The sequence below is a fragment of the Tolumonas lignilytica genome, assembly GCF_000527035.1.
GTDB lineage: Bacteria > Pseudomonadota > Gammaproteobacteria > Enterobacterales > Aeromonadaceae > Tolumonas > Tolumonas lignilytica.
This window is the reverse complement of the sequence record NZ_AZUK01000001.1, coordinates 1,897,974-1,922,024: the sequence shown is the minus strand read 5'-3', so window position 1 is coordinate 1,922,024 and position 24,051 is coordinate 1,897,974. Positions and strand designations below refer to the sequence as shown.

At 50.7% G+C, this 24,051-nt stretch carries 21 protein-coding genes; 13 read left to right on the top strand and 8 right to left on the bottom strand.

From position 1 onward, the window contains the following. Nucleotides 1-98 precede the first annotated feature (98 nt). Nucleotides 99-2,732, top strand: coding sequence for a phosphoenolpyruvate carboxylase (gene ppc / locus H027_RS0108925; protein ID WP_024872116.1), 2,634 nt, complete (start codon nucleotides 99-101; stop codon nucleotides 2,730-2,732). A gap of 62 nt (nucleotides 2,733-2,794) precedes the next feature. Here ppc and H027_RS0108920 read toward each other — a convergent pair whose 3' ends face one another. Beyond that, complete coding sequence (locus tag H027_RS0108920) at nucleotides 2,795-3,382, bottom strand: YhgN family NAAT transporter (protein WP_024872115.1); 588 nt, start codon at nucleotides 3,380-3,382, stop codon at nucleotides 2,795-2,797. A gap of 181 nt (nucleotides 3,383-3,563) precedes the next feature. Here H027_RS0108920 and H027_RS0108915 point away from each other — a divergent pair, with 181 nt between their 5' ends. Then, nucleotides 3,564-4,106 carry an acyloxyacyl hydrolase gene (locus H027_RS0108915; protein ID WP_024872114.1) on the top strand — a complete coding sequence of 181 codons (543 nt, stop codon included), beginning with the start codon at nucleotides 3,564-3,566 and terminating at the stop codon, nucleotides 4,104-4,106. 52 nt (nucleotides 4,107-4,158) lie between these two features. Here H027_RS0108915 and H027_RS0108910 read toward each other — a convergent pair whose 3' ends face one another. Continuing rightward, on the bottom strand, nucleotides 4,159-4,401 hold the full coding sequence (locus tag H027_RS0108910; protein WP_024872113.1) for a YecH family metal-binding protein: 243 nt from the start codon (nucleotides 4,399-4,401) through the stop codon (nucleotides 4,159-4,161). 705 nt (nucleotides 4,402-5,106) lie between these two features. Then, on the bottom strand, nucleotides 5,107-6,126 hold the full coding sequence (gene pspF / locus H027_RS0108905; RefSeq protein WP_024872112.1) for a phage shock protein operon transcriptional activator: 1,020 nt from the start codon (nucleotides 6,124-6,126) through the stop codon (nucleotides 5,107-5,109). Nucleotides 6,127-6,301: 175 nt separating this feature from the next. Between pspF and pspA the strand changes: the two genes are divergently transcribed. From pspA to wrbA, 5 genes are all read left to right on the top strand, one after another. After that, nucleotides 6,302-6,973: a phage shock protein PspA gene (pspA, locus tag H027_RS0108900; RefSeq protein ID WP_024872111.1), complete on the top strand. Its 672-nt coding sequence runs from the start codon at nucleotides 6,302-6,304 to the stop codon at nucleotides 6,971-6,973. Then, on the top strand, nucleotides 6,973-7,218 hold the full coding sequence (pspB, locus tag H027_RS0108895) for an envelope stress response membrane protein PspB (RefSeq protein WP_038149234.1): 246 nt from the start codon (nucleotides 6,973-6,975) through the stop codon (nucleotides 7,216-7,218). Before pspA ends, pspB begins: the two co-directional genes overlap by 1 nt. A 15-nt stretch (nucleotides 7,219-7,233) precedes the next feature. Next, entirely contained in the window at nucleotides 7,234-7,605 is a 372-nt protein-coding gene (gene pspC, locus H027_RS0108890; protein ID WP_038149233.1) for an envelope stress response membrane protein PspC, read from the top strand. Between the two features lie 74 nt (nucleotides 7,606-7,679). Further along, on the top strand, nucleotides 7,680-8,633 hold the full coding sequence (locus H027_RS0108885; protein ID WP_024872108.1) for an alpha/beta hydrolase: 954 nt from the start codon (nucleotides 7,680-7,682) through the stop codon (nucleotides 8,631-8,633). Between the two features lie 115 nt (nucleotides 8,634-8,748). After that, nucleotides 8,749-9,345, top strand: a complete 597-nt coding sequence (gene wrbA, locus H027_RS0108880; RefSeq protein ID WP_024872107.1) for an NAD(P)H:quinone oxidoreductase — start codon at nucleotides 8,749-8,751, stop codon at nucleotides 9,343-9,345. Between the two features lie 61 nt (nucleotides 9,346-9,406). Here wrbA and H027_RS0108875 read toward each other — a convergent pair whose 3' ends face one another. The 5 genes from H027_RS0108875 to H027_RS0108850 all read right to left on the bottom strand — a co-directional run bounded on the left by H027_RS0108875 (nucleotide 9,407) and on the right by H027_RS0108850 (nucleotide 18,522). Further along, nucleotides 9,407-11,581 carry a methyl-accepting chemotaxis protein gene (locus H027_RS0108875; protein WP_024872106.1) on the bottom strand — a complete coding sequence of 725 codons (2,175 nt, stop codon included), beginning with the start codon at nucleotides 11,579-11,581 and terminating at the stop codon, nucleotides 9,407-9,409. A gap of 184 nt (nucleotides 11,582-11,765) precedes the next feature. Beyond that, the gene (locus H027_RS17700) at nucleotides 11,766-13,949 is read right to left on the bottom strand and encodes a putative bifunctional diguanylate cyclase/phosphodiesterase (protein ID WP_024872105.1); all 2,184 of its coding nucleotides are present in this window, start codon (nucleotides 13,947-13,949) and stop codon (nucleotides 11,766-11,768) included. Further along, complete coding sequence (ercA, locus tag H027_RS0108865) at nucleotides 13,933-15,090, bottom strand: alcohol dehydrogenase-like regulatory protein ErcA (protein WP_024872104.1); 1,158 nt, start codon at nucleotides 15,088-15,090, stop codon at nucleotides 13,933-13,935. The genes H027_RS17700 and ercA overlap by 17 nt, the downstream gene beginning before the upstream one ends. 965 nt (nucleotides 15,091-16,055) lie before the next feature. Beyond that, entirely contained in the window at nucleotides 16,056-16,352 is a 297-nt protein-coding gene (locus H027_RS0108855; RefSeq protein ID WP_024872102.1) for a YfcZ/YiiS family protein, read from the bottom strand. Between the two features lie 103 nt (nucleotides 16,353-16,455). After that, complete coding sequence (locus H027_RS0108850; protein WP_024872101.1) at nucleotides 16,456-18,522, bottom strand: S9 family peptidase; 2,067 nt, start codon at nucleotides 18,520-18,522, stop codon at nucleotides 16,456-16,458. A 235-nt stretch (nucleotides 18,523-18,757) separates the two neighbouring features. Here H027_RS0108850 and H027_RS0108845 point away from each other — a divergent pair, with 235 nt between their 5' ends. From H027_RS0108845 to H027_RS0108820, 6 genes are all read left to right on the top strand, one after another. After that, a complete protein-coding gene (locus H027_RS0108845) occupies nucleotides 18,758-19,354 on the top strand; it encodes an NAD(P)H-dependent oxidoreductase (protein WP_024872100.1) in 597 nt (198 codons plus the stop codon). After that, the gene (locus H027_RS0108840; protein WP_024872099.1) at nucleotides 19,354-21,219 is read left to right on the top strand and encodes a monovalent cation:proton antiporter-2 (CPA2) family protein; all 1,866 of its coding nucleotides are present in this window, start codon (nucleotides 19,354-19,356) and stop codon (nucleotides 21,217-21,219) included. Before H027_RS0108845 ends, H027_RS0108840 begins: the two co-directional genes overlap by 1 nt. Nucleotides 21,220-21,232: 13 nt before the next feature. Continuing rightward, on the top strand, nucleotides 21,233-21,676 hold the full coding sequence (locus H027_RS0108835) for a universal stress protein (RefSeq protein ID WP_024872098.1): 444 nt from the start codon (nucleotides 21,233-21,235) through the stop codon (nucleotides 21,674-21,676). A 141-nt stretch (nucleotides 21,677-21,817) separates the two neighbouring features. Further along, the gene (locus H027_RS0108830) at nucleotides 21,818-22,000 is read left to right on the top strand and encodes a hypothetical protein (RefSeq protein ID WP_024872097.1); all 183 of its coding nucleotides are present in this window, start codon (nucleotides 21,818-21,820) and stop codon (nucleotides 21,998-22,000) included. 131 nt (nucleotides 22,001-22,131) lie between these two features. Continuing rightward, nucleotides 22,132-23,238: a CobW family GTP-binding protein gene (locus H027_RS0108825; RefSeq protein WP_024872096.1), complete on the top strand. Its 1,107-nt coding sequence runs from the start codon at nucleotides 22,132-22,134 to the stop codon at nucleotides 23,236-23,238. A gap of 214 nt (nucleotides 23,239-23,452) precedes the next feature. Beyond that, on the top strand, nucleotides 23,453-24,013 hold the full coding sequence (locus H027_RS0108820; protein ID WP_024872095.1) for a gamma carbonic anhydrase family protein: 561 nt from the start codon (nucleotides 23,453-23,455) through the stop codon (nucleotides 24,011-24,013). Nucleotides 24,014-24,051: the final 38 nt, after the last annotated feature.

Below are 24,051 nucleotides of genomic sequence, written 5' to 3'. Positions count from 1 at the left end.
GCGTTCACTATTTGATCTGCCTATAAGAATACTGATAATTTGGATTGTTTGCGGGGCAAAGGCTGTATGCCCTGCCATTAAAAGGAAGGACGACATAAATGAGTGATATGTACGCGGCGTTGCGCGGTAATGTTGGCATGCTTGGCCAACTGCTGGGCAAGACCATCAAGGAACATCTTGGCGGGGAATTCCTCGACAAGATTGAGAATATTCGTCAACTGGCAAAATCATCCCGTCAGGGTAACGAAGATGACAGACAGAAACTGATATCTACGTTGCAAAACCTGAGTGATGACGAATTATTACCTGTCGCCCGTGCATTCAGTCAATTCCTGAATCTGGCTAACGTGGCGGAACAGTTTCACTCCATGTCCCGTCAAGGTGAACTGCACACCACTCAAGATCCACTGGATAGCCTGTTCGACAAACTGAAAAATGCCAATCTGTCCGAGCAGGAAATCATTGATACCGTTTGTGAACTGGACATCGAACTGGTTCTGACGGCACACCCTACTGAAGTTACCCGCCGCACCCTGATCCACAAGCATGTTCAGTTAAATGAATGTCTGGAAGAACTGGAGTTGCAGGATCTGACACCACGTGAAAGCAAATTTATCCTGCATCGCATTGAACAACTGGTGAATCAGTCATGGCATACCAATGAAATTCGTCAACAGCGTCCGACACCTGTCGATGAGGCGAAATGGGGCTTTGCGGTTATTGAAAACAACCTGTGGCCTGCTATTCCGCTGTTCTTGCGCAAATTGGATGACCGTTTACAGGAAAGCTTTGGTATCCGTCTGCCACTGCATGCACACCCGATCCGCATCGCCTCCTGGATGGGCGGCGACCGTGACGGTAACCCGTTCGTTACCGCGAAAGTGACACAGGAAGTGCTGCTGCTGTCTCGCTGGGTGGCTATCAATCTGTTCCTGACCGATATTCAGGAACTGGTCTCTGAACTGTCCATGACCGATTGCAGTGATGAACTGCGTCAGCGGGTTGGCGAATGCAGCGAACCTTATCGCGAGATCCTGCGTGGCGTGCGCGATGCGTTGCGTGAAACCCAGCAGGCCGTCACCGCAAAATTACAGAATCAGTATACGGAAAACCGCGATCTGATCACCCGTACCGAGCAACTGCGTGAACCACTGGAACTGTGCTACCGCTCACTGCAGTCGTGTGGCATGAGCATCATTGCCGATGGCATGTTGCTGGATGTGCTGCGCAAGCTGGCTTGTTTCGGCGTCAACCTGTTGAAACTGGACATCCGTCAGGATGGCGAACGTCACGGTCAGGTATTCTCTGAACTCACACAATATCTGGAACTGGGCGACTACGCACAATGGAGCGAAGCGGAGAAACAGGAGTTCCTGTTGCGCGAACTGGCCTCCCGCCGTCCATTGCTGCCAGCAAACTGGCAGCCGAGTGCCGAATCGCATGAGGTCATTGAAACCTGTCGCGTGATCGCGCAAACCGATCCGGATGCATTCGGTATTTACATCATTTCGATGGCGCGTCAGCCTTCTGATGTCTTAGCCGTACAATTGCTGCTGAAAGAAGTCGGCTGTAAATTCAATATGCCGATTGCGCCGTTATTTGAAACCCAGAACGATTTGCAAAATGCGGCGGCCGTGTTGAACCGCTTGCTGTCTGTAGAGTGGTATCGCAACTACATTCGCGGTCAGCAGTATGTGATGATCGGTTATTCCGACTCAGCGAAAGATGCCGGCATGATGTCCGCTGGTTGGGCTCAATACCGTGCAATGGAAGATTTGGTTGCCATCGCAGAACGTGAAGATCTGAAACTGACCTTGTTCCATGGCCGTGGCGGTACCATCGGTCGTGGCGGTGGACCAGCTCATCAGGCGATTCTGTCACAGCCACCGGGATCGCTAAAAGGCGGTTTCCGTGTGACAGAACAGGGCGAGATGATCCGCTTCAAGTTCGGTCTGCCTGAAATTGCTATCCACAACTTCAAGCTGTATACCAGTGCGGTCTTAGAAGCCAACCTGTTACCACCGCCAAAACCGAAGGCTGAATGGTATGACGTCATGGATAAGCTGTCAGAAATCTCTTGCCAGCATTATCGCAGCGTCGTGCGTGATGAGCCTGATTTTGTGCCTTACTTCCGTGCCGCAACGCCAGAGATGGAATTAGGCAAATTGCCGCTCGGGTCTCGTCCGTCAAAACGTAAACCGAACGGTGGTGTAGAATCTCTGCGTGCCATTCCATGGATCTTTGCCTGGACACAGAACCGTCTGATGCTGCCATCATGGCTGGGCGCCCATGTCGCACTGCAAGCCGTGATTGATGATGGCAAGGGTGATGTGCTGAAAGCCATGGATCAACAGTGGCCGTTCTTCCATACCCGTCTGGAAATGCTGGAAATGGTGTTCCTGAAAGCCGACCTGTGGCTGGCAGAATACTACGACCTGCGTCTGGCACCGGAAAATCTGTGGCCGCTGGGCAAACGCCTGCGTCAGGAATTGCAGGACTCCATCAACGTCGTCTTGCAACTGCGTCCGAAAAAAGGAGAATTGCTGGACGAGCAACCTTGGATCAAAGAATCCATCCAGTTGCGTAATCCGTACACCGATCCATTGAACGTGTTGCAGGTAGAGCTGTTACACCGTTCTCGCGCCACACCAGATGAAGTCAATCCACAGGTTGATCAAGCCCTGATGGTCACCATCGCCGGGATTGCAGCCGGGATGCGTAACACGGGTTAGTCGCTGTGACTCACCGATCAAAAAGGAGGCTTAGGCCTCCTTTTTATTTACAACTGTCGCCATCACCGATGCAGATATTGCACCGCACCGTCTAATAACATCTGCACTGAAATCATCACCAGCAACATCCCCATCAGACGCTCCATCGCCGTTAAAACCCGTTCACCCAGCAAGTTATGCACTTGTTCATAGAACATCAGGATGATCGACGAAGCACCCCAGGCCAGTGCCAGTGCTAGAACCCAGTCGGTCATCTGTGCCGGATACTGATGTGACAGCAGCACCAATGCAGCCAGAATTGACGGCCCTGCAATCATCGGGATCGCCATCGGGACAATCAGAGGCTCCTCGCCTTCCGGCAATCCAGTGACTCCGCCTTCACCAGGAAAAATCATGCGTAATGCAATCAGGAACAACACGATGCCACCGGCGATGCTGACCGCTTCCTGTTTTAGATTTAGCAGATTCAGCAACTCCTGACCACTAAACAGGAAAAGCAACATGACCGCGAGTGAAATCAACAATTCCCGGATCATGACTTTACGACGGCGTTCCGCCGGTAAGTGCCGAAGAATTGACAGGAATATCGGCAAATTGCCGACCGGATCCATGATCAGAAATAACATGACTGCCGCAGTAATTACGCTCATATGCTGTGATCCAAAAGAAATGCAAAATAAATGATGGTTAAAACAGCACTAGTCTAGCAAAACTGGTCAGGGCACGCGATGTTCGTCAGTCACCCACAACAGCCGGGAAAAAAACTATACTGAAAATAGTCAGTTCGAAAAATTAGCATCCGCCGGTTTTTCATTTCGCAGGAGGCGCATCATGTCGGTCACTTCTGTCTCTCCATCCCAAACCATTAAACCATTATTAGCTGGCTGTCTTTTACTGTTAAGCCAACTGAGCCATGCCACAGACCTCTCTCTGGCACTGGGTCATTCCGCGAATAACACCACGACCTATCGCGCGGCCCTGCAATTTCCCTGGCAACAAAGCTGGTTAAATTCAGATGCGGGCGCGTTAAGTGGTTATTGGGCTGCAGGCTATACCTACTGGGAAAGCAAACACACGGTGAATACCCATAGCTTATCGGCCTCTCCCGTTTTGGTGTGGGAATTCGCCACACCCGACTTTGCAATACGGCCTTTTATCGAGGCAGGGATTGGTATTGCCGCTTTTAGCCGAAACAAAGTGGAAAACCGGCAACTCGGTTCGTGTGTGAATTTTGAAGATCGATTTGGTCTCGGAGTACGTGTTTACCAGCGTCATGTCATAGGAATACAAGCGTTACATTACTCAAACGCAGGGCTGGGCGTCCATAATGCGGGGATCGAATCGTATAATATCTACTATCGTTTTAGCTTCTGATGTTGCGAACGGTAAGCAATGAAACACCCTGAACATTCAGGGTGTAAATCAATTAATGCTGGCAGATATGTTCTTCACGGGTATTAAAGCCGCTGTCGCTGGCCACAAATTTTCCCTTGGCTTGCAGAAAATCAATCAACTGCTCAGCCGTCATATCTTCGGCACTGCAGGTATGAAAACGGGTTTCCGCGCCGAAGTGGGTTTCAATGGCAGATTTCAGACTTTCGCGAGTAAATTGACCGCCCAATTCCAGCATCATGTGCATCACATCATGGCCGTGTACAGACTGACTCATGGCTAACTCCTGTAGATAATGATGCATAATTTAAACATCATTTCCGGTTCGCTCATGGCGGGTCAGATCAATAAAGCAGCAAAAAATAACCCCGACTTTATGCCGAGGTCATTTGGTAGCACACTCCGGTTTACATTCCCTGTTGTATGAGCTTAGCGGAAGCGGGGATGAAAGCTGTAATCTGCGCCACAAATTTAAAATGCGGAAAAAACAAAGGGGCGACATCATGTCACCCCTCTACAGGCATCGGTTGCCTAAACCGAAGATTCGTTACTATGTGGAGCACTAGCAGTTGCACAGCGCAGGCATCCTTGCAGGCATCATTCCATCCCTAGACTCACCATTTGAGATCAGCTTCCTGCATAACCGATGATCCTTCACCAGCTATTCCCTTGTCCCTTCGGGTGTCCTACTATCTGCATCCGGCAGATCCCTGTCTGACCATCCCTGAACAGCGACTCATCCTGATTCGCTGTTAAACTCCTTACGATTAATAATAGACTGCGATCCGGCGATTGGAAGCATGGCTTTTGGCTATAAAAAATTTGAGAATCGATATCGATTAGAAAAAGAACAATATTTTCAATTCCATACAATTACTTTATGCCTGCAATCCGGCATCGATTGAACATTAATAGCACAAAAAGTATGGCAAATATCCTACACGTACATCAGTCGAAAATGATGCCTGCTTTCACTTCAGTTTCAATGTTGTAGTAGATGCGGATATTTACGCAACGCCGCACGTAACTGGTCATAACTTAAACCTAACGCCTGCGCTGTACGTCGTTGATGAAAATGTTGTTGTTCTAATGTCTGACGGATCAGCTGTTGTTCCAGATTGGCCAGTGTACTTTTCAGATCGCCGGTAAAAACTGGAGGTGCCCATGCTAAGGGATTATGTTCTGAGACAGAGGCTGCCGGTGCAGCGCCTCCTGCCGGATGGCGCCAGGGGCTGACAAAAGGATCCAATACCATCTCGTCGACCGGATGTTCCGGTTTTGCGTGGCGATAAATACTTCGCTCGACCACATTCTTCAGTTCACGGACATTTCCCGGCCAGTCATAGTTCAGCAACTGCAGCATCGCCTGAGGTGAAAAACCGGAGAAAAAATCATAGCCCAGTTCCAGACACATCCGCAGGGCAAAGTGTTCGGCCAATTCGGCAATATCCTCTTTGCGATAACGCAGTGGCGGCAGATTTAATACATCAAACGCCAGCCGATCTAATAAATCACCGCGAAAACGCCCCTGTTCAACCAAGGTTGGCAGGTCTTCATTACAAGCGGCAACGACTCGCACATCGACCTGTAGGGTTTTACTGCCCCCCACCCGTTCAAAACGACCATATTCAATCACGCGCAACAGTTTTTCCTGCACCGGCAAACTGGCCGTTGCCAGTTCATCGAGAAACAAGGTGCCACCATCGGCACGTTCAAATAATCCGGACCGACTGCGCGTTGCTCCGGTAAAGGCACCTGTTTCATGGCCAAACAGCTCGGATTCGAGCAGATTTTCGGTCATAGCCGCGCAGTTCACCTGTAGATAAGGTTGCTGCCAGCGATGCGACAGATAGTGCAACCGTTCTGCGATCAGCTCCTTGCCCGTGCCGCGTTCGCCCACCAGCAACACCGGACGGTTCAGTGGCGCAACCTGTGAAGCCTGTTGTAACACCTGATGCCAGAGTTCAGAACTGCCGATGACTTGCTGTTTTGGTGTGGCCATTTAATCCACCATTTGAGGCTTAATTAACCTTATTTATGGTCTAAAAAGCTAAACATTCAAGTAAAAATGAAGCGTGATTAAGTCTGGCACGATAAACACCTTTTAATACAGTACGTTATAAACATGGCATGTCTTTCGCTCTGTTATAGAGGTAAATCATTCACAGGAGTTCATCATGGGTATCTTTTCTCGTTTCAGTGACATCATTAATTCCAACCTGACCGCCCTGCTCGATCGGGCCGAAGACCCGGCCAAAATGGTGCGCATGATGATTCAGGAGATGGAAGAAACGCTGGTAGAGGTCCGTACCAGTTCCGCCCGTGTGCTGGCCGATCGCAAAGAGCAAGAGCGTCGCTTGCAGCGTTTACAAGATGATGTCAGCGACTGGGAACATAAAGCCCGGCTCGCCATCAGCAAAGGCCGTGAAGATTTGGCTCGTGCCGCGCTGGCGGAGAAACAGGCCGTGGAAGAAACATTGCAATTAGCCGAACGTGAGCTAAAAGTGATAGAAGAACAACTGACCGTGCTGCATGAAGAAATCAGTCAGTTACAACAAAAACTGGATGATGCCAAAGCGAAACAGCAGTCGTTGTTGGCTCGGGAAAAAACCAGCCGTGCTCGCATGGATATTCGACGCAGCAGCAACCGTGAAAAACTGGAAGAGGCATTCCGTAAATTCGATGCCTATGAGCGTAAGATGGATAATCTGGAAGCTCAGGTCGAAGCACAGGATCTCGGACGCAGCAAAAACTTGCACGACGAATTTGCTGAGTTGACTCGCAACGACAAAGTCGAATCCGAACTGGAAGCCCTAAAAGCCAGCATGGCTAAAAGGAGTGAAAATTGATGGGGATATTCTTTGTGCCCACGATCGTGTTTATGGTCGTGGTGGCACCAATCTGGTTGATCTTGCATTACTGGACCCAATCCCGTATGAACCGGGGCTTGTCTGGTGAAGAACGGCAACAGTTGGAAGATGCACTGGCATTAGCTCAAAAGCTGGAACAGCGTATCGTCACACTGGAAACGATCCTTGATGTGCAGCAGCCCGACTGGCGTCATTACGATGACGATCGGCATCATCACACCTAAATCGGGAGAGCGGTCATGAAACGATGTCACAATCAACTTTACCGCAGCAGTAATCAGGCCTGGCTGGCCGGAGTCTGTGCCGGTGTTGCAGAATGTTATGGGCAGCCGGTCTGGCTGATCCGCATTCTGATGGTCACCCTGTTTGTCTTCAGCGGTAGCCTCGCGGCGCTGGTTTATCTGGCGGGCGCGTTCCTGCTGGAAAAAAGGCCAACCCAACTGCCACCCTCTGCTGACAGACGCCCCAAATTTGGTTATGGGGAAGATGCCGCACAGCGGGCCAAACAGCTCAGTGAACGCATGCAGCAACTGGATCAACGGTTGCAGGCGATGGAGCGTTATGTGACCTCCAGCCGTTACCGCTTCGATAAAGAATTTAATAAATTATAGGAATGGATATGTATCTACAGCTGAGGCAACGCCTGCGAATAGTCTCTCTTGGGCTCTTATCCTGTTTATTTTTAATGTCACCCGCACAAGCCGGTTTACTGCGGGAACGCTTACAAGAGCGATTCGCCGAACGGCACGCGGCAACCGCAGAGAATACAACGGAAAATGATGAATTTGCTGACACCAGCGTGACATCAAATTCGTTACCCGCGGGTGTTCGGGTGATACGTAATCTGGCTTATGGTGCGGATGCCAAACAACAGCTCGATGTTTATTTACCGACACATCCACTCACCAACGCTCCCGTCATTTTTATGGTGCATGGCGGCGCCTGGCGTACGGGCGATAAAGCGATGAGTAACGTGGTGGATAATAAAATCGCCCGTTGGGTGCCTGAGGGTATTGTTTTTATCTCTATCAATTATCGCTTATTACCTCAGGCTGACCCGTTATTACAGGCACAGGATGTCGCAACCGCCCTCGCCTATGCACAACAACATGCCGCGCAATGGGGGGCTGATGCACACCAGTTTGTTTTGATGGGTCATTCTGCCGGCGCCCATCTGGTTAGCTTGCTGGCCGCCGATCCGACACTCGCCACACGGCAAGGTGCGCAGCCTTGGTTAGGCACCGTTTCACTCGACAGCGCGGCGTATGATATACCTCGGATCATGGCAGCCAAACATTACCGGTTCTATGATAAGGCCTTTGGCTCTGATCCGGCGTATTGGCAAGCAGCATCCCCGTTGCAGCAACTCAAATTGCAACACACCGCCTTTCTAGCGATCTGTTCAACCCAACGCCCCGACAAACCCTGCGATCAAGCCCGTGATTTTGTCACGCAGGCCAAAAGCCTACAGATAACGGCATCATTACAACCGGAACCACTCACTCACAAAGAGATCAATCAACAACTCGGGCTGAATAATGCTTATACCCAACAGGTAGAAACCTTTCTTGCCGGATTAAGTCAGCCCTTGTGTCAGCGTATTGTTCCAGATAAAGCAACCCAGTGTTCCCGAAATTGAACTGTCGGAATAACGCACGGAAGTCTATGGTTTGACTATGCTTAATGCTGAGTTATTACCGGCGTACCTGTCGTGAATGATACGCCCATCATTCATCGTAGAAAGGGAACAAACCATGACCAAGTTGCTTGTACTGTATTATTCCATGTATGGCCATATTGAAACGATGGCCAATAGTGTGGTCGAAGGCGCTCGCGAAGTCGAAGGTGTCGAAGTCACACTGAAACGGGTGCCTGAAACAATGGATCCGGCTATATTTGCCTCGGCCGGTGGGAAAGCAAGCCAAGTCCCCGTCGCCACGCCTGCAGAGCTGGCAGATTATGATGCCATTATCTTTGGGGTACCGACCCGCTTTGGCAACATGGCCGGACAAATGCGGACGTTCCTCGATCAAACCGGTGGTTTATGGGCCAAAGGGGCCCTGTTTGGCAAAGTCGCCAGTGTATTCAGTTCTACCGGTGTCGGCGGTGGTCAGGAGATGACCATTACTTCCACCTGGACGACGCTGGCCCATCACGGCATGGTGATTGTCCCGATTGGTTATGGTGCCAGTGAGCTTTTCGATATCAGCCATGTAGGCGGCGGTACACCTTATGGTGCCACTACCATCGCCGGTGGAGATGGTTCACGGCAACCCGATGCCCGTGAACTGGCGATTGCCCGTTTTCAGGGTAAACATGTCGCCACCGTCGCGGCAAAACTAAAAGGCTAACGCGTTTCATTGGCCCATAAAAAAAGCGGAGACCACAAGGCCTCCGCTTATTTGTTCCCGCTTAACGTGAGCGTTTGACTTTGAATTTGCTGATCAGTTGGTTCAGCTGTGACGCTTGCGCAGTTAACTCGTTCGCGGCAGCCGAACACTGCTCCGAACTGGCACTGTTTTGATGTGTAATTTCATCAATCTGCCCAATGCCCAGACTGACCTGCTCAATCCCGGAGGCTTGTTCACTGGCAGCTGATGCGATATCCGCTACCAAGGAGGAAACTTCGGCTGCCCCGGTCACTATGTCTCCGAGAGCCTTCGCTGTTTTATCCGCCAGCTCCATCCCCTTGACAGTACGCTGACTGGATTCGTTGATTAATGCTGCTGTCCGCTTAGCCGCCTCTGCACTGCGTGCCGCCAGATTGCGTACCTCGTCGGCTACAACCGCAAAACCGCGTCCATGCTGCCCCGCGCGCGCCGCTTCGATCGCCGCATTCAGCGCCAACAGGTTGGTTTGCGTCGCTATTTCATCAATGGCTTTGATGATGTTGGTGATATCGCGGCCAGAACGCTCAATCTCCTGCATGGCGACCATCAACTCTTCCATCAATTGATTTCCGCCTTCAGCCGATTGCTCTGATGCCATCGATAAGTGGCTGGCCCGAGACGCATTGTCAGAACTCTGCCGGGTTTGCGCAGCCATTTGTGTCATGGTGGCACTGATTTCAGTGATCGCCGATGCCGATTCTGTCGCACCACTGGCCAGATTCTGACTGAGCCCAGAAACCTGATCGGCATTATTGCTGATCATTCCGGTTCCCCGCTGCAAATCAGCAACCAGCGCATTCAGGTTTTGTACCATGCGTTGCAACGCCAACCCCAGTTGATCCTGCTCGGAGGCTAAACGCACATTGACAGACAGATCGCCTTGCGAGATTTGCTCGGCCAAATGTACCTGTTCTTGCAGACTGTTAGCCATATTGTCTAATGCCTCTGACAACTGACCTACTTCATCGTCCGCCTTGTGAGATAACCGCTGTGACAGATCGCCCTTTTGAATCACTTTCGCCAGATTGGCTGCCTTACGGATCGGCATGGCCAGAGAACGGGCCGCAAAACTCAGTGCTATCAGTGCCAAAAGAGAAATGACGCCCCCCACTCCCAGCAGTTTCCATAGAGATTGGGTGCTCAGTGTCTGCATTTCGCTCTCAAGCTGATGGTTTTTAGCCAGTACCACATCCCGGTTAACTCTCAGCATTACCGACCAAGGTTTTCCGGTACGCCCTAAAGTTATCGGTGCAAACACTTCCACCATATTGGAGTCTGGGTCAATACGAGCGAGCACCTGACCTGCTTTGATCGCCTGCAACGCCGCTTCCCAGTCACCATCCATCACCTTTTTAAAAGACTGTCCGATCAGATCGGCATGTTTGCTTTCTGCAACCAGCAAACCATTATCCGCTACGATGGCAACTTCACCCTTCCCCTGATACAACTCTTGGCTGACTTTCTGGCTAATTTTTTGTACAAACTCCAGATCGTAATCGGCACCCGCCACACCATAAAATTTGTTATCCACCAGAATCGGTACCGACAGGGTTGCCAGCCATACCTGCTTACCCTGCACTACATAAGGCAGTGGGCCTAACACGCTTTCGTTGTGTGTCTCGCGCGGGCCGATATACCAGCCCCCTTTTAACACCCCGTTCGGATGCGTGGCATTGGTGTCATATTCCACCAGCGGTTGGACGGCAATCTTGCCGTCGGCGCTACGCGTCCAATACGGCGTAAACCGTCCGGTCTGTGCATTATTGCCGTTGGTTCCCGTTTTAAAACCAGCATCGTTGCCATCAATGGCATTGGGTTCCCAGCAGGAATAGGTGCCGTTAAAATCAGGGTTTTTCTTCAGCACATTTAACAAAATCGCATTGACCTGATCGCGACCCAGTGCGAGACCTCCACTTTGTTCGGTGGCCATTTTTGAGACCGCAAAGGTATCGGCCATCGTTCTGGCTGAATCCAGTGCAACGTCAAATTGAGCCCGGATCTCGCCAGCATATGTACTGCCCAGATTCTTCACCGCATCCAGCGCGGTGTCCTGCACTAAGGCGCTACCCTTCGAGCCAATCAGTTTCTGTGTTATGGCTCCGGAATAAGCACTGTATCCCACCAGAGACCCCGCGGTTGCCAACAAGCAAATACCACCGATAAGCGCAATTTTGGTCTGTATTGAACGTAACTGCATAGATTCACCCTATCCGATGAAAATGAATCACACTGCCCCGCAGGCGATCCCCCATAAACCCTGAATCGATTAATTAACATCACTTTACATCGTATTAAAAGTGAGACAGAGCTTATCTATGATCTGTATTCAGACGCATTTGCTTGGCTTGTGAGCCGAATCAAAGAACAGATGACATCCGTTGTTACTGCGTTTTCTGACGAATCAAACTGTCGGTAAGAAACGCCATGAATGCGTCGGCTGGCATCGGGCGACTGATAAAATAGCCCTGCACCTCGTCGCAATGATAAAGACGCAGCAGTTCAAGGACACGCTGAGATTCAACACCCTCCGCAATGGTGCTTAGCCCAAGGCTACGGGCCATCTGAATGATGGCTCGAACAATCGCCGCATCTTCGGCATTGAACGCCAGTTCACGGATAAATGACTGATCAATTTTAAGTTTATCGACTCTGAAACGCTTGAGATAAGAGAGGCTGGAATAGCCCGTACCAAAGTCATCTATCGATAATTTGATCCCCATTTGTTTAAGCCGTTGTACAGTGGCTAATACATGTTCCGTATCTTTCAACAAAATTGATTCGGTGAGTTCCAGTTCAAGCATCGCCGGTTCGATACCCGATGCCGTCAGCGCCTGAACGACGGAAGATTCAATATCACCGCGTTTAAATTGCAATGCCGATAAGTTAACGGCCACAACAGGTTCAAACATGCCAGCCTCCCGCCATTTTGCAGCGGTACGGCAGGCTTCGTGCAACACCCAGTCACCAATTTCGACGATCAAGCCGGTTTCTTCCGCTACGGGAATGAAGCGCCCCGGCGATACCAGACCCAGCTCTGGATGATTCCAGCGAATCAGCGCTTCTGCGCCAATCAACGCCCCCGTCGCAATGTTGATCTGGGGTTGATAGTGCAGCACAAACTGCCCGCTTGCGAGGGCTTGTCGCAGGCCCGCGTGAAGCATGAGCAAATCAAGTGATTCACTGTTCATGTCTTCACTGAAAAAACGATAGGTATTCCGGCCAGCATCTTTAGCCCAATACATGGCCATATCGGCTTTTTTTAGCAGTGTCTCAAAATCAGCACCGTCTTCTGGATAAATGGCTGCGCCAACTGAGATCGATGTCGTTAGCGTATGACCATCGATTTGAAATGATTCGGCAAAATGTGCAATTAATTCCCGCAGGAAAACGCCTACCGCTTCAAGCTCGGGCAAATCTGTTAGCAAAAGAATAAACTCATCGCCCCCCTGCCGACAGACGGTGTCCGTTCCCTGTAACAGTGAGTTAAGTCGCTTGCCGACTTCAACCAGCAAACGGTTTCCCATGTGGTGACCGAGAATATCATTAATGGTTTTAAATCGATCCAGATCCACCACCAGCAAGGCCACATGAGTGCCGGTACGTGCGGAAAACATGATCGCTTGTTGCACACGGTCTTGTAGCAGTAATTGATTAGGCAACCCTGTTAATGCGTCATGATAAGAAAGATAAAGGGCTCGTTCCTCTGCCTGTTTACGCTCTGTCACATCCGTCAGCATCCAGACACTGCCCTCGTTTGGATGAGACTGATCCAACGCATTGCCCGTCATTTCACACCAGAATGGACTGCCATCCATACGGAGCAGCTTTTGCACTGTTCTAAAATGCTGGTCGTTCAGCATGGAACCATAAGCTTCTTCACCCAGCGACATAAAAGCGTCATCGGACTCGTACATGATGCGCGTGGACTGGCCAATGGCTTCGCCGGATTTATAACCGAATAACTCCTCAAAACGCCGGTTGCAGGAAATAAACCGGCGATACCGCACCATCGCAATCCCAACGACGGCGTTATCCAGCATCGCCTCTTTTTCCAGATATAATGCCGCCAACGTTTCGTGGTTCCGCTTACGTTCAGTGACATCACGCCCCACCATCACGCCATAATGCTGACCATCGAGAGTGGCCATGCCATAGGAAAATTCCAGCCAAATCAGCTCGTCATTCTGAGTGAATTCAATCTCCATGGAATGCGTGTTCATTACATCGCTATCATCATGAACCGTCATTTCCTGACGCAGCACGTCCAGTATGTGTGTGGCATCACCAAGATTAAGTGCTTCAAAGGAGGTACCGATCAGTTTGTCGACTGACTGCCCCATCAGACGCTCCAGCGTGGCATTGGCATCCGTAATGATCCCATCAGGCAATGAAACCATAATGACAAAATCCGACGTGCTATCGAGCAAGGTATGAAACCGTTCTAATCGATCCAGATTCTGCCGTAATTGCGGGTAATAGCTTTTATGAAACGAACGTTCACCTAGCCCGATGATCCGTTCTTTTCGCGAACTCCAGTCCTCATCGATATCACATGGCTTCGCCATAGATCGCCTTAATATCATCCAGTCGCGCATGTCGGGGGTTGGTGACCAGACAAGCATCACGGTATGCATGAAACGCCAGTTCCGGAATATCGGCCTCGCGGACACCCCGCTTGGCCAAACTATCGACAATACCCAACCGGCTACGCAACTGACTTAACGCCGCGGTGATCCGTTTGGCCTTTTCTCTATCTGTTAATCCTTTCATCTCAAGCCCGATCATCTCGCCAATTTGCTGATAACGATCAGCAGCGGTTCCGATATTAAAACGCACGACATGCTCCAGTAGCAGTGCGTTGCATTCACCATGAGGCAGATCGAGGAAACCGCCCAGCGAATGTCCCAGTGCATGCACAGCACCCAGACTGGCGTTGGAAAACGCCAGCCCCGCCTGCAGACTGCCAAGCAGCATATTTTCACGGGCAGGCATAAAATCCGGGGCGGAAACAGCCTGCTCAATGTTATTCCAAATCAGTTTAATGGCAGCGAGAGCATGTACATCCACAATGGGCGAACTGGCGGTGGAAACATATGCTTCAATCGCATGGGTCAGTGCATCAATGCCGGTGCAGGCCGTGAGATAGGGATCCATAGTGACGGTCGTTTCCGGATCAACCAACGCGACATCCGGCACCATACATTTACTGATAATCGCCATTTTGTAGCGTTCCGCCGAGTTCACTATGATGCAGAATTGCGAGATATCCGCCGCTGTACCCGCCGTCGTCGGAATACAGATCAAAGGGGGGCCTGGCACTGCCACCTGATCCGCACCTTCAAACGCAAGAATGTGGCAACCATTGGTATAGACAATACCTATCGCTTTGGCACAATCGATGACACTACCACCGCCAACAGCGATGATCACATCACAACGTTCACGCGCATATAATGCAGCCCCCAGCATCACCTCATGATCTTTCGGGTTCGGCGTCAACGCATGAAAGACCACAGATTCAATACCCAATTCGGCCAGATCAGCGATAACACCTGTCACCCAGCCTGCCGCAATCACCCCTGGATCACTAACAATCAACACCCGGCGTGCCATCATATTGCGGGCATAAAAACCCACCCGGCGCCGGGCCCCGACACCGAAAATAAACTCCGGAGCCACGAACTTGCGCATTTCGTAAAGAGCCATAGAAAACCTCAACATGCTCCGCATTGATTTCCATCAATGGCGGTACAACATCTGGAGACACTTTCATTTAAGCTTAACAGTACGCTGAAAGGATCAACGCCGAACTTTGACGAAAAATGACTATTTTGTGAACAGCAACAACACGGCGACATGAAGTAGTCACAAAAGGAAAGAGAAGGAGAAAGTAATAAAGAAGAGGAAATAAAAAGTACAAAAAATAAAAGGGCGACATCGGTCACCCTTTAGAAAGTCTTGGTTGCCCAAGCCCACGACGATGTTACATCGTCTGTTCATCCGTGAAGGCTCTTCCCGATCCATCGGGACATCCTTTTAAGCATCCTGCGTAACAATCAATCCGTAGACTGCTACTTTCTTCATCCATGAAGAATTCCTGATAACCACATCCTGTGGTGCATCCGTCGTCTTCCTGACTGTCACTCGTCCTGAGCAACAAACCTCATCCTGAGGTGTCCTTTTGTCATCCTGACTGTCACTCATCCTGAGCAACGAACCCCATCCTGAGGCGTCCTTTGTCTTCCTGACTGTCACTCGTCCTGAGCAACGAACCTCATCCTGAGGCATCCTTTGTCTTCCTGACTGTCACTCATCCTGAGCAACAAACCTCATCCTGAGGTGTCCTTTTGTCATCCTGACATGGTTTCAATCCGAGAAACCTTTTGCGTCCTGCAGGAGTAATACTAAAGATTTAATGCATTCCCACAAGTAGCTTAAATATGCTGATTTTCCATTATTTTATGCACATTAAATTAAACTTGTTATTTATCAATAAGTTGAAATTAACATCTTTGGAACATCTGACAGCAAGAAACGCCTTGGCTTACAGCAACTATGGCAAATGTCTTACACGGTGCTACGTGATCCATTGCGCAGTTTGATGGGGAGGACAGAGGAGAAAAAAGCAAGAAATGCCGCCAAAGAGAGAAAATATGGCGGCAGATAGCAGATTAACGCACAGAACGTGCACGCATTTCAAAAATCATCTTTTCCGCTGTACAAGTAAATTGCAGCGTGGTGTTCAGAATTACGCCATTTGCCACAGTTTGCAGCTCACTGCTGACGAGAACATCCGGGCAGGCTTGTTTCGCCACTTCCACATAGCGCTCCTGACGGGCACGCGCATCTGCTTCATCATCACCTTCAACCGGGATCACGACAATATCATCACCATCACGAATAATGGTTCCCACTTCGGCCAGACAGCCACAGGCTTCACACACTTCTTCTTTATGTTCTACTGCCATGTTCAGCTCCTTAGTTCAACGAATCAGGTTGAACACAGAAGGCTCAACCCGGCTTTATGGAGTCAGTTTAGCAGCATCTGTTTTGTCAGATGCCGCCGTCAGATCAAATAGATGCAGAATTTATACTGGTATCTGCCAATGCCAGCATAAAAGCATACTCCTGTGCTATATCAAGAAAATAGCGATAACGTCCGGATTTGCCACCATGCCCGGTATCCATATCCATACTCAGCAAGAGCAGATGATCGTCCGTTTTATTCGCCCGTAACTTGGCCACCCATTTGGCCGGTTCCCAATATTGCACTTGCGAATCATGCAAGCCACTAACCACCAGCAGGTGCGGATAGGCTTGCGGCTTGATTTGATCGTAAGGGCTATAAGACTTGATATATTGGTAGACCGCCGGGTCGCGGGGATCGCCCCACTCGTCATATTCCCCCGTAGTCAATGGAATGGATTCATCCAGCATCGATGTCAAGGTATCAACAAAAGGAACGACCGCGACCACCCCCAGATAGCGTTCCGGGGCCATGTTGACCACCGCGCCCATCAGGAGCCCGCCGGCGCTGCCGCCTGTGGCAAAGACGCGTTGTGGATCACCATAACCGGAGGCCAGAATGCCGTCGGTGACATCAATGAAATCGGTGAAGCTGTTCATTTTATGCAACTGCCGGCCCTGTTCATACCAATGGCGGCCCAGCTCTTCACCCCCGCGCACGTGGGCAATGGCAAAGATAAATCCACGATCCAGCAGGCTTAGTCGGGAAGAAGCAAAATAAGGGTCTTCGCTCAGGCCATAGGCACCATAACCGTAAACCAACAGCGGATTCTGACCCGGCTGATATTGATCCTTGCGATATACCAGCGAAACCGGTACTTGAGTACCATCGCGGGCAGCAACCCACAGGCGCTGGCTCTGATAATCTTCCGGTTTAAAATCGCCGAGCACCGGTTGGCGCTTCAGCATCTTGCGTTCGCCACTGGCGATATCCAGCGCATAGTGGGTGGTCGGCGTGGTCAGAGAAGCATAGCCATAACGGAACTCTGGATTATCCGGGTCGGGATTGGTGCCCAGCCACAACACATACGCAGGATCATCCACGGCAATGGTACGGACTTCTGTGCCCTGCAAATCCAGCTGGCGCAGACGTGTTAATCCGTCCTCGCGCTCTTCAACAAACAGCGCATTGCGGAATAACACAAAATCCTGCAATAGCGTGTGCTCACGTACCGGCAACAGACACTGCCAGTGTTGTTCTGCGCCATCGGTTGCCTGATACAGAGCAAAGTTTCGCCCGTCACGGTTGGAGCGGACATAGAAATGCTGCTGGAAATGATCGATACCGTATTCATGCCCGCGCCGACGCGCCAGAAACACTGTCGGTGTCGCATGCGGCATTTTCAGCGGCAATAGGTGCACTTCCGTACTGAGCGTGCTAGATAATGAAATCAGCAGGTATTCTTCAGAACGGCTGTGGCTGATGTGCAGATAATAGGTGTTGTCAGCCTCTTCATAGACCAGTCGGTCTTGCGCCGGATCCGCCCCTAACGTGTGATACCACACCTGATAAGGCAACAGGGTTTCCGTATCGAGTCGAACATAGAAGAAACCGGCACTGTCGGCACTCCACACCACATCGCCGGAGGTATTCTCAATTTTGTCGGCCAGCCAGTCGCCAGTCTGTAAATTACGGATGCTGATCTGATATTGACGACGTGAGACAAAATCTTCACCACAGGCCATCCAGTGATTACTCGGGCTGATTTCCAGTGCGCCCAGATCGTAGAAATCGACCTCGGCGGCCCGCTGGTTGCCGTCCAGCAGTAACTCCGTCGGCGCATCCGGGCGCGCCGCCAGACGCTCATAGAGTGGATATTCCTGTTCGGGCAGATATCGGCTGCGATACCAGTAGCCTTTCAGATAATAGGGAACCGAACTATCATCCGGTAACTGACGATCTACCATTTCCTGATACAACGTTTTCTGCAATGCCTCGGTCGGTCGCAGCATGGCCTCGGTATAGCCATTTTCTGCTTGCAAATAATCGAGAACTTCCGGGTTGCTGCGCGAATCATCACGTAACCAGTAATACGGATCGATGCGCTCATCACCATGATAAATCAGAGAATGCGGATGTTGGGTCGCAATCGGGGGCAGAATCGAGTTCATACAACGCCTCTTGTCCTGTATTGAAAATGCCTGAACATATCAAAAGCATATCACAGCGACATTCAATGGCACCCGACGTGGTTAACAGGATGATAACAAAGTGAGATTTTCGTAAAAGAAATGACACGCGCCGGCAGCATTATGTTTTATTCTTGTCTGACTTAAGTGAACTAAGCTGAATGAGCAGCACAAGGATTTTTATCATGCTCAGTGATCCGGGGGATGTGGTCTGTCTATGAAACGTATTTTAATTATCTTAGCGCATCCGGGATATCACCGTTCGCATGCCAACCGGGCCATGCTGAAAGCACTCAAAGGCCTGGAAGATGTTAAAGTGCACGATCTGTATCAGCATTATCCCAACATGTTTATTGATGTGGCGCGTGAACAGCGCATGCTGCGTGATTACGACATCATTGTGTTCCAGCATCCGATTTACTGGTATTCCTGCCCGGCCATCCAGAAAGAGTGGATGGAACAAGTGCTGGAATACGGTTATGCCTTCGGGCCTGATGGCAATGCCTTGAAACATAAGTATCTTCTGGCCGCTGTCACGACGGGTGGCAGTGAGTCCTCTTATTCCGCCATTGGCCACAATCATCACCCGATCACCGATTATCTGCTGCCGATCCAGCAAAGCGGCCTGATGTGCGGAATGCGCTGGCTGCCACCGTTTGTGGTCTACGGTTATCACAGTGTGAACGATCCGGATTATCTGAAGATGAAAGGTCAGCAATATCGGCGTTTGCTGACGGCACTGCGGGATGAAGAGTTCACCCCGCAACAACTGCACAATGCCACCTATTTGACTGATCTGCTTAAGGAGCTGTGATGGAGCAGAATATGTTGTTTGATGCTGCCATCTTTCTGACCGCGGCCGTGGTGTCGGTTCCGATTGCGCGCCGTTTCGGTTTAGGCTCGGTGTTAGGGTATCTGCTTGCCGGCGTCCTGATTGGCCCTTACCTATTTAACTTTGTCGGCGCCAACGATGAAGTGATGCATGTGGCCGAATTCGGTGTGGTTTTGATGCTCTTCTTGATCGGTCTGGAACTGAAACCCGCCTTGTTGTGGCAACTGAAGGGCCCCATCATCGGTATCGGCGGCAGTCAGGTTATTTTGACAACGGTGGCCTTTTCCATCATCGCACTGGCATTGGGGTTGCGCTGGCAGCAGGCCATCGCCATCGGCATGATCCTGGCACTATCCTCCACCGCCATCGTGCTGCAAAGTCTCACCGAACGCCGCATGCTCAAGAGCGAAGCCGGCCAGACCAGTTTCTCGGTCTTGCTCTTTCAGGATATTGCCGTGATCCCCATGCTGGCGCTGTTGCCTTTTCTGGCTCCCGGCATTAAATCCGTCCCTGAACCTTCTTCGCTCAGTGGTTGGCAGAACGGCTTGCTCATCGCATTGGTGATCTCCGGTATCGTGCTGGGTGGCCATTACCTGATGCGCCCGGTCTTCCGTTTTATTGCACAATCCGGTCTGCGGGAGATCTTCGTCGCGGCGGCATTGCTGCTGGTGATCATGACCGCTCTCGCCACCGAAGCCGTCGGGCTTTCACCTGCACTGGGCACCTTCCTGGCGGGGGTCGTCTTGGCAGAAAGTGAATATCGTCATGAACTGGAAGCCAACATTGAGCCTTTCAAAGGCTTGTTACTGGGGCTGTTTTTTATCTCGGTGGGTGCGGGGATCAACTTCTCTTTGCTTGCCCAACACCCCTTCCTGGTTGCCGGCCTGCTGGTTCTGCTGCTGACAGTCAAATTCCTGATCCTGCAAGGTGTCGGCGGGCTGGCCCGCATGACGCACGGGCACCGCTGGTCATTTGCCTTTGCGCTGGCCCAAGGCAGTGAATTTGCGTTTGTTCTGTTCTCGTTCGCCCGTCAACTGAAGCTGTTTGATGCCGAGCTGGTAGCCTTGCTGACTCTGACCGTCGCGTTATCAATGGCCTTTACGCCGCTGCTGCTGATGCTGAATAGCTATTTACAGAGTCAGTGGCAAAAGCAGGATGAACAACAACGCGAAGCCGACCCGATTGTCGATCAGAACAATCCGGTGATTATTGTGGGTTTTGGCCGCTTCGGACAGATCATTGGGCGCTTGCTGCATGCGCATGGTATCGGCACGACCGTCTTGGATAATGATGTGTCCCACATCGAGATGCTGCGCAAATACGGCTACAAGGTCTTCTACGGTGATGCCGATCGGATCGACTTACTGCAAGCCGCGGGGGCTGATAAAGCCAAGCTGCTGATTATCGCCGTCAGTAATCAGGCAAAATCGATAGCCTTGTGTGAACTCGCCCAACGGCATTTTCCCCAATTAAAAATTCTGGTTCGTGCGGTTGATCGCGCTCATGCACATCTCTTGCTGCAATTAGGTGTCGAATTGATCTATCGTGAAACCGTAGGTTCTGCGGTTGATTTGGGCGTTGCAGCTCTCAGACAACTGGGGATCAGGGGAAATCTGGCATGGCGTGCCGGACAAACCTTCAAAGAGCATGATGAAAAACTATTACGAGAACAAACCGCGTTCCTCGACGACGAGAAAATGTATATCACCAAGAGTGTACAGTACCGGCATATTCTCGCCGAAATGTTGCAAGCCACCCAGCAGGATCGCCACAGCGAACTGATGCATGCCTGGGAACATATCGATGAAGACGAGGACGAGGATGAAGAACATGAGGGCATTCATTAGCCCAGGAGGAAGTATGAATCAGGAACACGATTATCAGCATGTACTCGTCGCACTGGATATTAATGATGATTTCCAGCCATTGCTGCAACGGGCCATTACCATCGCGCGGCGACACAATGCCAAACTGTCTGTACTGCATGTCGATATCAATCTGCGTGATCTGTACACTGAAATGGTCGATATCGACGTGGAGCGGGTGCAACGTAAGGTTCTTTCCGAGACCAAAAATAAACTCGATACCATTTTGGCCGGCATTAACTATCCGCTGGAGCGCAGCATGGTGATGTGTGGCGATCTGGTCGAAGAGATCAATCAGGTCATTGAAGCGCAGAATGTGGATTTATTGGTTTGCGGTCATCATCAATCCTTCTGGAATCTGCTGGCGTCGGCCGCCCGCCAATTGATGAATACTGTCACCTGTGATCTGCTGATTATCCCGTTTTCTTCCAAAAAATAGACAGACCACCACGACGATGCCGCTCTGCATCGTCGTTTTTTATACCTCCATCAAATTTTTCTCTTCAGGTGGGGCTGAAAACACAAAAACGTCACATTTGTGTCTAAACTGAAAATGAATTTTCACTCAAGGAGACTCAGCATGGCAGGATACTACGCTGGTTATGACGACGATGATGATGATGTATGGGGCGAAGGACCGGAAGATGACGAAGGCTATGAGCCGGACTGGGACGATGAAGACGAAGAGTGGGATGATGAAGGCGACGACTGGAATGATGGCGAAGACAACTTCGACCTCGATCCAGATGATGAAGAAGAATGATCCTGACTAACGCCGGCACTGACCGGCGTTGTTTTTCTTAGCAGTACTGAACTTTCTGCACCAGCTGTTATACCATACCTGTTGTAATTCGATCCGGCTGACACCAAGCCGCAGTAACTCAGGAACAACGCATGTCTGACCCCCGTTTTGATACCGAAGATTTCCGTATTCCGGTGACCGTACTGACTGGATTTTTGGGTAGTGGCAAAACCACGCTGCTGAACTACTGGGTCAAACAACCGGAACTGGCCAACTGCGCGGTCTTGATTAACGAATTCGGGGCCGTTGGACTGGATCATCATCTGGTGGAAAAACTGGATGATAATGTCGTCATGCTGGAGTCGGGTTGTGTCTGTTGTACCGTACAGGGCGATCTGGTGAATGCGTTGCGGGAGCTGTTCATGCGCGCCATGCGCCGGGAAATCAAGCCGTTCCAGCGAGTTTTGATTGAGACAACCGGTCTGGCCGATCCGGGTCCCGTCTTATACACCTTGCGCAACGACCCCTTTTTTGCGCAGCGCTACCGTTTTGATGGCACAGTGACCGTGGTGGATGTCTGCCACATTACACAGCAGTTAAACCAACAATATGAGGCGGTCAAGCAAGTCGCTCTGGCGGATCTGCTGGTCTTGAGCAAAAGTGATCTGGCCGATTTTGGCACCTTGCCCGAAGTGGAAGCGTTGTTACAACGGATCAACCCGATGGCCCCCCGCTATGTGGCCGTTAAAGGTCAATTATCACCGAAAGTCTTGGAGCAGAATGGCCCGTTTGGCAGTGGCTCGCAACGCAGTACACAAGAAATTCGCCAATGGCTGCAAGGTGCCATTGCTGAGTTGGGGCTCGCCTCTCCCATCAAACCGATTGAAGAGTCAGCCTATCCCCTGATGGGCACCCGCCTCATCGCCAATGCGCACAGCGATGTCCAAGCCTTCTGCCTGCGCTATACCAAACCGATCCCGACCGCACGTTTTCTGGATGGATTACGCCGAGTTCAGATGCGTTATCCCGAACGATTGCTGCGCTTCAAAGCCATTCTCTGGTTGGAAGAGCAGGAACAACCCGTTGTCGTTCACGGCGTACATGACCAGCTCTATCCCATCATGAATTTGCCGGAATGGCCTTCGGGCGAACCCGCCAGCGAACTGGTGTTTATCATGAAACAAACTGATCGTCAGGAAGTGGAAGAAATGCTGCAGGAAGAATTTTTCCCTAAATATCCGCCCTTTAAGTATGAATGACAGACAAAATGAGCATGATTCACGATTTTTTTATTATAACTTTCTTAAATGGAGCTTAATGGCGCCATTTTTCAACCATAATGATTGATGCTGCACAAAAACGGGGATTGCAATTCACCTAGGGTCGCTGTCATCATGTGGCTCGCTCACAAAAGTGATCAAGATCAATTTTTGCCTAACCATCAGATGTCAATTAAAGCATCAGGGAGCTAACATGATCCGCAAAAATCCTTCAGGCCACCTGCCTGTCATCGCCGAATCCGCCTATGTTGATCAAACCGCGATCATCTGCGGTAAAGTTATCATCAAAGACAATGTGTTTGTCGGCCCTTATGCCGTGATCCGTGCAGACGAAGTGGATGAAAACGGTGAAATGGAACCCATTGTGATCGGCGCGAACTCCAACATTCAGGATGGTGTCGTGATCCACTCCAAATCCGGTGCCGCTGTCACCATCGGTGAATTTACCTCGATTGCCCATCGTTCGATCGTGCATGGCCCATGCAAGGTCGGCAATCGCGTGTTCATCGGTTTTAATACCGTGTTGTTTAACTGCGAAGTCGGTGATGGTGCCGTGATCCGCCATAACTCCGTGGTTGATGGTCAGGATCTGCCTGCCGAGTTCTATGTGCCTTCCAGCACTCGCATCTGCCCAGAAAGCAATCTGGCCGAGATCCCGCGTGTCACCGTGGCTGCGACCGAATTCTCTGAAGACGTGGCCCACACCAATATCGATCTGGTGAAAGGCTATAAAGCACTGCAGAACGAGTTCTAATTGTTCTCTCAAAGCTCAAAGGCTGCAATCTGCAGCCT